Consider the following 6,287-nt stretch of genomic DNA (forward strand, 5'->3'; position numbering starts at 1 on the left):
GCGTCGCGCCGGTCTCCTCGCATCGGCCGCCGCAAAGCCCGGCGTCGCCGATGTCCAGGCAGGCGGAAATTCCGGGTGTCGCCGCCGTGATCGCGGTGGCGTCAGGCAAGGGCGGTGTCGGCAAATCGACCACTGCGCTCAATCTCGCGCTCGGCCTGCGCGATCTCGGGCTGCGCGTCGGCCTGCTCGACGCCGACATCTACGGGCCGTCGGTGCCGAGGCTGACCGGCATCCGCGAGAAGCCCAAGCTCGATGGCAGCAGGAAAATGATTCCGATCGAACGGTTCGGCCTGTCGATCATGTCGATCGGTTTTCTGGTCGAGGAAGACACCGCGATGATCTGGCGCGGGCCAATGGTGATGTCGGCGATCACCCAGATGCTGCGCGATGTCGCCTGGGGCACGCTCGACATCCTGGTGGTCGACATGCCGCCCGGCACCGGCGACGCCCAGTTGACGCTCGCGCAGAACGTGCCGCTGAAGGGCGCGGTCATCATCTCGACGCCGCAGGACCTGTCCCTGATCGACGCGCGGCGCGGGCTTGCGATGTTTCGGAAGGTCAACGTGCCGGTGCTCGGCATCGTCGAGAACATGAGCTATTTCCAGTGTCCGCATTGCGGCACGCGGTCCGACATTTTCGGTCATGGCGGCGCGCGGCACGAGGCGGAGCGGCTCGGCGTGCCGTTCCTCGGCGAAATCCCGCTGCATATGTCGATCCGCACCACCTCGGATTCCGGCAACCCGGTGGTGGCGAGCGAGCCGGACGGCCCGCACGCGGCGATCTACCGTGCCATCGGGACCAAGGTCCGCGATCAGCTTCAAGGGGTTATTGCCGCGGCTTGAAGCCGTTTTTGAAGCCGCTTCGGCTACTCAACTGGGTTGATATTGCATCACGATTGGCCAGAGCACATGCATGTGCAGGGTGCAAAAATCGTAGTGAATCCGCACCTCGGCCGTCTAATGTAACGATTTTTGATTTCGCTTACATAACGGATTGGCTAATGTAAGCGGCGTGTCGTCACAACCTCAGGTCTCCCCGCGAATGGGCCGGTTCGCCAGCGCCAACTTTGGCGACGAGACCGTGCGCGCCTATGTGCCGCCGCCGCTGCCGCCGAGACCGCCAGTCGAACTCGGCGGTCTCATGCCGCTCATCGAACAGGCCAACCGCGCGCTCGGGCGGCTGGACGGGGTTACGTCGATCCTGCCGTCGCCGCCACTCTTCCTCTTTATGTACGTGCGCAAGGAAGCGCTGCTGTCCTCGCAGATCGAAGGAACGCAATCCTCGCTCTCCGACCTGCTGCTGTTCGAGAACGACGAAATCCCGCTGGTCGCTGCCGATGACGTGCAGGAGGTTTCAAACTACGTCGCCGCGATGAATTACGGGCTAAAGCGGCTGCGCGAGGGATTTCCGTTGTCGCTGCGCCTGATCCGCGAAATCCACGACGTGTTGTTGCGCAAGGGACGCGGCAGCAGCAAGCAGCCCGGCGAATTTCGCACGTCACAAAACTGGATTGGCGGCGCAAGGCCGGGCAACGCCCTGTTCGTGCCGCCCCCACCGAACGAACTGGCGGGGTGTCTGGATAATTTCGAAAGGTTTCTGCACGACGACAAGACGCCGACCCTGATCCGGGCGGCGCTCGCTCACGTTCAGTTCGAGAGCATCCATCCGTTCCTTGACGGCAACGGTCGTCTAGGGCGTCTGCTCATTACATTTTTGCTATGCGCCGACGATGCACTGAAAGACCCGATGCTGTATCTGAGCCTCTATTTCAAGCAACGGCGCAAGCAGTACTATGATCTGCTGCAAGCCGTGCGCGACCGGGGCGACTGGGAAGCCTGGGTTGAATTCTTCCTCGCCGGCGTTATCGAGACCGCCAACGAGGCGGTAGAGACCGCGCGGCAACTGCTCACCCTGTTCGAAGAGGACAGGACGCGAATCCGTGCGCTTGGTCGCCCGGCGGCCTCCATGCTGCGTGTTCACGACCTGCTGCAACGCCAACCGATGATCGGCATCGTCCCCGCGAGCAAGCAATTGAAGGTGACGCATCCGACGGTGATGAAGGCGCTCGCCAATCTCCAGGAGCTCGAGATCGTTCACGAGATCACTGGCCGCCGGCGCGGGCGGTTGTTCGCTTATGGCAGCTATATGAACATTCTGAACCGGGGCACCGAGGCTCTGAAAGATTGAACGGATGGGCGGCGGCTGTTCTCGCGCTTGTGGCTAAGAGGCTTGCCGCTCATCAGTTCGTAGTGCTCGGCCCGTATCGTTTGCTCCGCCAAACCGATCTGGAACGCCCGTCTCGTGTAGGACATATCCAGGAATTTCAACGCATGGAACTCATCGTTAATTCATTGAGAACAAGATAAAATTCGCAATGAAGCGATATGCAAGATCGGATTTTTGAGGCCTATGCGACTTTGGTTTAGTCACGAAGTCATGCCTTTGTCGCGTTTTCGCCGCTGGACTTCCGTGTTAAAGCCGCCCCGGCCAGCGTGCCCCGGATGACGTGGAATTCGCCCCGCCGAGGCGCCAGGAAATATCAGAAGAGCCTCTCAAGGAGATGCCTGAATGAAGCGCCGTGATTTCTTGAAGGTTTCGGCGGCCGGCGCTGCCGCGACCGCCGTTGCGTCGCCGGCGATCGCGCAATCCTCGCCCGAGATCAAATGGCGGCTGACGTCGAGTTTTCCGAAATCGCTCGACACCATCTATGGCGGCGCCGAATATTTTTCGAAACAGGTTGCCGAGATGACCGACAACAAGTTTCAGATTCAGGTTTTCCAGGCGGGCGAACTCGTCCCCGGCCTGCAAGCACTCGATGCGACGTCCAAGAACACGGTCGAGATGTGCCACACCGTGTCGTATTACTATGTCGGCAAGGATCCGACCTTCGCGATCTATGCCTCGGTGCCGTTTGGCCTCAATGGGCGTCAGCAGAATTCCTGGTGGTATCAGGGTGGCGGCATGGAACTCGGCAACGAGTTCTTCAAGAAATACGGCGTGATCGGCTTTCACTGCGGCAACACCGGCACCCAGATGGGCGGCTGGTTTCGCCGGGAGATCAAGACCGTTGCCGATCTATCCGGCCTCAAGATGCGTATCGGCGGCATTGCCGGCCAGGTCCTGCAGAAGGTTGGCGTGGTGCCGCAGCAACTCGCCGGCGGCGACATTTATCCGTCGCTCGAGAAAGGCACCATCGACGCCGCCGAATGGGTCGGCCCGTATGACGACGAGAAGCTCGGATTCCAGAAGGTCGCCAAGTATTATTACTATCCCGGTTTCTGGGAGGGCGGCACGGCGGCTCACGCGTTCGTCAACATCGACAAATGGAATGAATTGCCGAAAAGCTATCAGGCCATCGTCGGCAATGCGGCGGCTAACGCCAATAGCTGGATGGCGGCGCGCTACGACATGCAGAACCCTTCAGCCTTGAAGCGCCTGGTGGCCGGCGGCACCCAACTTCGCCCCTTCACGAACGAGGTATTGGAAGCCTGCCTGAAGGCGACCAACGAATTGTGGGCCGAGATTTCCGCGAAAAACCCCGATTTCAGGAAATCGATCGACGCGATGCAGGCCTACCGGTCCGACCAGTATCTGTGGTGGCAGGTCGCAGAATACACCTTCGACAGCTTCATGATCCGCTCGCGCACCCGCGGCTGATCTAATCCTTAAGTCGAAGGACGCGCCCGGTCTCCGCGAGGCGACCGGGCTTTTTTGTGCCCTGCGGTGCAGTTCAGGATGGAAATCGGGGGCCGGATGCTCCATGCTGGCACCAAGCCTCGCATGAAGGCGGACACGCACCATTACGATGGAGGAATTCAGTGAAGCGACGAGATTTTCTGAAGGTTACCGGCATCGGCGCGGCCGGTGCCGCGACGATGGCGGCACCGGCGATCGCCCAGTCGATGCCGGAAATCAAATGGCGCATGGCGACAAGCTGGCCGAAATCGCTCGACACGCTGTATGGCGGCGCCGAGGTGATGGCGAAGATGGTGACCGAAGTCACCGACAACAAGTTTCAGATTCAGACATTTGCCGCCGGCGAAATCGTGCCGGGATTGCAGGTTCTTGACGCCGTGCAGAACGGCACCGTCGAAATCGGCCACACCGCGTCTTACTACTACTTCGGTAAGGACCCGACCTTCACCTTCGGCTCGGCGGTGCCGTTCGGACCGAACATGCGGCTCAACCAGGCCTGGTACATGCTGGGCGGCGGCAGGGAGATTCTCAACGAATTCTACAAGAAGTATAACGTGATGTCGCTGCTCGCCGGCAATACCGGCTGCCAGATGGGTGGTTGGTTCCGCAAGGAGATCAACACCGTCGACGACCTCAAGGGACTGAAATTCCGGATCGGCGGGTTTTCGGGACGGGTACTGCAGAAACTCGGCGCGGTGCCGCAGCAGATCGCGGGCGGCGACATCTACCCGGCGCTCGAAAAAGGCACCATCGATGGCGCCGAATGGGTAGGTCCCTACGACGACGAGAGGCTCGGATTCTTCAAGGTCGCCCCCCATTATTACTATCCCGGCTGGTGGGAAGGCGGTCCGATGCTGCTCAGTTTCGTCAACCTCGAAAAATGGAATGCGCTGCCGAAATTCTATCAAAGCGCGCTCGAGCAGGCCGGTCACTACGCCAACAACTGGATGATGGCGAAGTACGATCAGTCCAATCCTCAGGCCTTGCGCCGCCTGCTCGCAGGCGGCGCCAAGTTGCACGCGTTCCCCCCGCCGGTCATGGAAGCATGTTTCAAGGCGGCAAAGGAATTGCACAGCGAGGTCGCCGCATCCAACGCGGATTTCAAGAAGGTCCTGGAATCGCTGACGGCCTTCTCCAATACCGGATACCAGTGGTTCCAGGTCGCGGAGGTCGGCTACGACATCTTCATGGCGCGTCACGCCCAGAGCTGACGTCATATTGATCGGTGAGAAGGACAAAACCCCGGAGCGAAAGCCCCGGGGTTTTGCTTTGCGGGAAAGCAGCCGGCTGCGATCAAGGCGCGGACCCGGATGCGGATAGCTGCCAGCCTGATGAAGGCGAGGTAGTTGGCGGCGAGCCCGCAAGAGCCGGTCGCTGCGCTTGATGCTCCGAAATGACGCATGGATTGTCCCATTCAGTCACACGCGATTCCACAGGCTGTATTCATACGGGAGTTTCAACTTAACGCGCTCTTAAGTAGAACGGGGCATGTTTTCCCTCCACACGGGACGTTCTGTTCGAACGAAGAGGGGGGGGGGACAAAACGGATGTCAAATTCGGACGCACTTTGGAGTTCGGTCGACAAATTAATCAAGGATCGCGTCGCGCTTGTTGCTGATAGTCATCCGTATCTGCGCTCGATAACCCGCAAGATTCTTTTGCAACTCGGAGTGAAGGAGACTCACGAGGTTGACGATGGGTTTGAAACTGTCGAAGCCATTTGCACATTCGATCCGTGCGCCGTGATTTTGGATTGGGGTATTCGGGGCATGGATGCTCGGGAGGTGGTACGTGTCGTGAGAACATCGGGGATAGTTCCGAACCCGAAAATACCGATCATTGCAATTTCAGGCCCTATCAAAAGATCAAAAGTGGTCGAGGCCAAGGATTTGGGTATAGATCAGCTCGTGCTCAGGCCACTTTCCCCCATGCTTTTGCAACAACGTTTTTTTCCGGCATTGATGAAATCGATTCGGCCCCCATCGCTTCCCGATGCGGATGGCACTAGCCTGCTGACGCCGAAGAACGCGGCTGAGGTTCTTCAGGTCGACCCGTCCTGGCTTGCCAAGGCGCGCAAGAGCGGCGACGGCCCGCCCCACGTTCGCGTTGGGCGCTCCGTTCGCTACCGCGAGGCCGATCTGACCCGGTGGACTAAATCCCGGCGGTGGATTTCGACGGACGAACAGAAATCGTCGACACGGAAATCCAAACAGGCACATAGTCGATGAAGCCGAGCCGCGAAACTTCGACGAATGCGACGCTCGAATTGTCTCGGCAAATCGGCAAGTGGCCGGGGCTACAAATCAGGGCGATTTTGGAAAAGATCGGGTAACGCACGGTCACTGCAAGAGAAACCCGCGGACCTGTTTCGGTCGCTGTCGGCACTTCACGACATTTCACGGCATCGCAGAATTTGGTCGCTGTCGGCGTCACAGCCGACAGCGAGCAAGCCTTGCCAATCAAGCTCGATTTATGCGTGTGCGCGCTAGTTCTTCGGCGGCTGGCCGAAATCGATCGGCGGCAATTCCATCTGCGGAATTTCGATCTTGATCGTATTGGGATCGACCGTCGACAGGGCGCCCTTGTAATGC

Annotated in this window: 5 protein-coding genes; all 5 read left to right on the plus strand. The window is 59.5% G+C overall.

Translation table 11 applies throughout. The annotated features are described in order from the left end of the window. The coding region (locus WCE35_RS26680; RefSeq protein WP_424596300.1) for an Mrp/NBP35 family ATP-binding protein at positions 1-842 on the plus strand (842 nt) is incomplete at its 5' end. A gap of 199 nt (positions 843-1,041) precedes the next feature. Then, positions 1,042-2,187: a Fic family protein gene (locus WCE35_RS26685; protein WP_424596301.1), complete on the plus strand. Its 1,146-nt coding sequence runs from the start codon at positions 1,042-1,044 to the stop codon at positions 2,185-2,187. A 381-nt stretch (positions 2,188-2,568) separates the two neighbouring features. Further along, positions 2,569-3,657, plus strand: coding sequence for a TRAP transporter substrate-binding protein (locus WCE35_RS26690; RefSeq protein ID WP_424596302.1), 1,089 nt, complete (start codon positions 2,569-2,571; stop codon positions 3,655-3,657). 161 nt (positions 3,658-3,818) lie between these two features. After that, positions 3,819-4,907 (plus strand): TRAP transporter substrate-binding protein, encoded by a 1,089-nt coding sequence (locus WCE35_RS26695; RefSeq protein WP_424596303.1) that lies wholly within the window; start codon positions 3,819-3,821, stop codon positions 4,905-4,907. A 336-nt stretch (positions 4,908-5,243) separates the two neighbouring features. Continuing rightward, positions 5,244-5,924 carry a response regulator gene (locus WCE35_RS26700; RefSeq protein ID WP_424596304.1) on the plus strand — a complete coding sequence of 227 codons (681 nt, stop codon included), beginning with the start codon at positions 5,244-5,246 and terminating at the stop codon, positions 5,922-5,924. The last annotated feature ends 363 nt before the right edge of the window (positions 5,925-6,287 follow it).

It is taken from the genome of Bradyrhizobium sp. (assembly GCF_049691595.1).
GTDB lineage: Bacteria > Pseudomonadota > Alphaproteobacteria > Rhizobiales > Xanthobacteraceae > Bradyrhizobium.

What these genes read in the sequence shown, in the direction of transcription:
- WCE35_RS26685 (WP_424596301.1), top strand. Translation starts at nt 1,042, where the DNA reads ATGGGCCGGTTCGCCAGCGCCAACTTTGGCGACGAGACCGTGCGCGCC.
- WCE35_RS26690 (WP_424596302.1), top strand. Translation starts at nt 2,569, where the DNA reads ATGAAGCGCCGTGATTTCTTGAAGGTTTCGGCGGCCGGCGCTGCCGCG.
- WCE35_RS26700 (WP_424596304.1), top strand. Translation starts at nt 5,244, where the DNA reads ATGTCAAATTCGGACGCACTTTGGAGTTCGGTCGACAAATTAATCAAG.